This window comes from Alcanivorax sp. HI0044 (genome assembly GCF_001634945.1).
Genome location: NZ_LWEZ01001126.1, coordinates 1 through 3,587 on the forward strand (window position 1 = coordinate 1; position 3,587 = coordinate 3,587).

3 protein-coding genes are annotated in these 3,587 nt (G+C 60.4%); all 3 read right to left on the reverse strand.

All coding sequences use genetic code 11. The annotated features are described in order from the left end of the window. Positions 1-68: 68 nt before the first annotated feature. Entirely contained in the window at positions 69-1,361 is a 1,293-nt protein-coding gene (locus A3730_RS13590) for an NAD(P)/FAD-dependent oxidoreductase (protein WP_063538253.1), read from the reverse strand. A gap of 218 nt (positions 1,362-1,579) precedes the next feature. Beyond that, a complete protein-coding gene (locus A3730_RS13595; protein WP_063520278.1) occupies positions 1,580-3,124 on the reverse strand; it encodes a phosphoenolpyruvate carboxykinase in 1,545 nt (514 codons plus the stop codon). Positions 3,125-3,416: 292 nt separating this feature from the next. Beyond that, the coding region (locus A3730_RS33070; protein WP_369819079.1) for an IS3 family transposase at positions 3,417-3,587 on the reverse strand (171 nt) is incomplete at its 5' end.

Consider the following 3,587-nt stretch of genomic DNA (forward strand, 5'->3'; position numbering starts at 1 on the left):
AGATAAAGAAAAGCCCGGGGTGTCGGAACGTCCCGGGCCTGTTGGTGTGGTCAAGGAAGTTGGCAGGGTCAGTGCAGCTTCAGTCGTGGGCGTACCAGTTTGTTGAAGCGCCCGGCAATGAGCAGCATGATGGTGCGCGGCCAGCCGTAGAGCGCGGCCTGGTGCATGCGATACAGGCTGATGTACATCATCCGGGCGAGCCAGCCTTCCACAAAGAAGTTACCGCCTTTCAGGTTGCCCATCAGCATGCCCACCGAGCTGTAGTTGGACAGCGACACCAGTGAGCCATGGTCCTTGTATTCGAAGGGTTTCGGGTCGCGATTCATCAGCAGCCGTTGCAGGCTGCGGGCGGTGTGCTGGGCCATCTGCTGGGCGGACTGGGCCCGCGGGGGGATTGGCCGTTCTGCCCCTTCCGGAATCAGGAAGGCCGCGTCACCGATGATGAAGACGTTCTTCTGGCCCTTGGCCTGCAGGGTCGGTTCCACTTCCACCTGGTTGATACGGTTGGTGGTCAGCCCGTCGATCTGACTCAGCCATTCCGGGCATTTCACCCCGGCGGCCCAGACCAGCAGGTCGGCCTTGATGGGATCGCCGTCTTTGGGCACCAGGGCGTCGGGGGTGGCTTCGGCCACCATGACGCCGGTGCGTACTTTCACGCCCAGGCCTTCCAGGCGCTTGGTGGCGGTGGCGGACACCCGCTCGCTGAGTACCGGCAGGATACGCGGTGCAGCTTCAATAATATCCACCTGCAGATGTTTGCGATCCAGCTTGTCGTGCCCGTAGAAGTTGAGCATGGAAACGGCATGGTGCAGTTCGGCTGCCAGCTCCACCCCGGTGGCACCGCCGCCCACGATGGCAACGGATACCGGCTTGCCTTCGTAATTGGCGTGCAGACAGGCATTGAGGAAACGCTCACGGAAACGCTCGGCCTGGGCGCGGCTGTCCATAAACAGGCAGTTGTCGCGTACCCCGGGGGTGCCGAAGTCGTTACTCTGGCTGCCGGTGGCCAGTACCAGATAGTCGTAACTCAGCTTGCGCTCCGGGAGGACTTCGCTGCCATGGGCATCGTGCAGGGGCGCCAGGGTCAGGGTCTGCCCGGCGGTATCGACCTGGGTCATGGTGCCGGGCTCAAACCGGTAATGGTTGAGCTGGGCATGGGCGCGATAATCCACCGCGTCCAGGTCCGCATCGATGGCACCGGTGGCCACTTCATGAAAACGCGGTTTCCAGACGTGGATGCTGGATGAATCCACCAGGGTGATATCGGCATTGCCATATTTGCCGAGCTTGGCGCCGAGTTTGGTGACTAATGGAAGACCACCGGCACCACCGCCGACAACAACAATTCTGGGTTTGCTCATGAGAAGTCCTTTATCTAAGACGGCAAGTCTAGCCTTTGGACATGTCAGGTCCAATTGTCGCATGGTATTACGACTTGTTGGGGGGGGAAGAGCTGTACTTACGGTCTGGCGTCGATGCTTGTTTTGCGTGAGAGGTGAGTCGCCATGCCTACAAACAACGAAGGCGCCTTGGAGGCGCCTTCTGCGTGTTGCCTGCAGCGTGAAGCGTGCTGTGTCAGTTACGCTTTGGGGCCGGCGGCGCGGATCTCGTCGGACACATCGGCGTACTTGTCAGCGAAGTTCTTCTGGAACTGCTCTGCCAGGTCGCGGGCGCGTGCTTCGTAGTTTTCCGGGTTGGCCCAGGTCTTCTTGGGTTGCAGCAGGTTGCTGTCCACACCGGAAACGGCTTTCGGCACGTCCAGGTTGATGATATCCAGGTGCTCGGTTTCCGCAGTGTCCAGCTCGCCGGACAGGATCGCGTTGACCACGCCACGGGTAGTGGGGATGCTGAAACGCTCGCCTTCGCCGAAGGGGCCACCGGTCCAGCCGGTGTTCACCAGGTAAACAGTGGAGCCGAACTCTTCCATGCGCTTGATCAGCAGCTCGGCGTATTCGCCGGCACGACGGGGGAAGAAGGGCGCGCCGAAGCAGGTAGAGAAGGTGCTCTTGATGCCACCACCAGAACCCATTTCGGTGGAACCCACCAGGGCAGTGTAGCCGCTCAGGAAGTGGTACGCCGCCGCTTCCTTGGACAGCTTGGAGACGGGCGGCAGGACGCCGGTCAGGTCGCAGGTCAGGAAGATGATGTGCTTGGGCTCGCCGGCACGGTTTTCTTCGACTTTTTTGTCGATGTTTTCCAGTGGGTAGGCGGCACGGGTGTTCTGGGTGAGAGACACATCGGCGTAGTCGGCGGTGCGGGTTTCGTCATTGATGATGACGTTTTCCAGTACCGCGCCGAACTTGATGGCGTCCCAGATTACCGGCTCGTTCTTCTGGCTCAGGTCGATGCACTTGGCGTAGCAGCCGCCTTCGATGTTGAAGACCACATCTTTGCCCCAGCCGTGCTCGTCGTCACCGATCAGGTAACGGTTCGGGTCGGCGGACAGGGTGGTTTTACCGGTGCCGGACAGGCCGAAGAACAGGGCCACGTCGCCGTCTTCGCCCACGTTGGCGGAGCAGTGCATGGGCAGCACGTCTTTTTCCGGCAGCAGGAAGTTCTGCACGGAGAACATGGCTTTCTTCATTTCACCGGCGTAACGCATGCCGGCAATGAGAATCTTGCGCTGGGCGAAGTTGAGGATCACGCAGCCGTCGGAGTTGGTGCCGTCACGCTCCGGGTCGCACTGGAAGTGCGGGGCATGCAGGATCTGCCATTCTTCCTTGCTGCGCGGGTTGTACTTCTCCGGGCGGATGAACATGGTGTTGGCGAACAGGTTGTGCCACGCGGTCTGCGCGGTCACTTTCACGGCCAGGTAGTGATCAGTGTCGGCGCCCACGTGCAGGTGGGAAATAAAGGCGTCGCTTTCGGCAACGGCCGCGGTAACGCGGTCCCACAGGGCGTCAAACTTGTCGCTGTCGATGGGGCGGTTAATGGCGCCCCAATGGATGTGCTCGCTGGTGCTCGGCTCGTCAACGATGTAACGGTCCATGGGCGAGCGGCCGGTGCGGTGGCCGGTTTCCACTACCAGGGCGCCGTTATCGGCCAGGCGGCCTTCGTTGCGCTGAACAGCCAGCTCTACCAGCTGGGCCGGGCTGAGGTCGTTATAAACAATCGGATCGGTCATGGTTAGTCCTGGGCTTGTGGCCGTGCGGTTGCAGCGGGTATGGCCGTGCAACCTTCAAGTTCGCATTGCGGATACACAGTGCCGGTCTCGTGCCCGGATACAGCCCGGACAAGACCAATAAGGGACCAGTAGTGGCGCCACTGATCAGCACAGGCGCGCGATTATGCCAGAAAAGAGAATCAGTGGCGATTCCCCATCGGACCGTGCGGTCACGGCGGCGGGGCCAAGTTGACAGTTGATAATTGACAGTTGACAGCGCTGGAGTGCCCCCGATTTAGTAGACACCTAATGATTAAACGGTCGCAGCATAGGCACTGGGGGAAACTCCTCCCAGTGCCATGTGCCGACGCACATTGGGATAGTACTGGTCCGTATAGTAACGAACTTCGCTCGCCATTTCGTCTCGGCCTATCTCTCCAAGAGGGCGAGTCCACTCCTTTTTTAGCAAGGCAAAGACACTCTC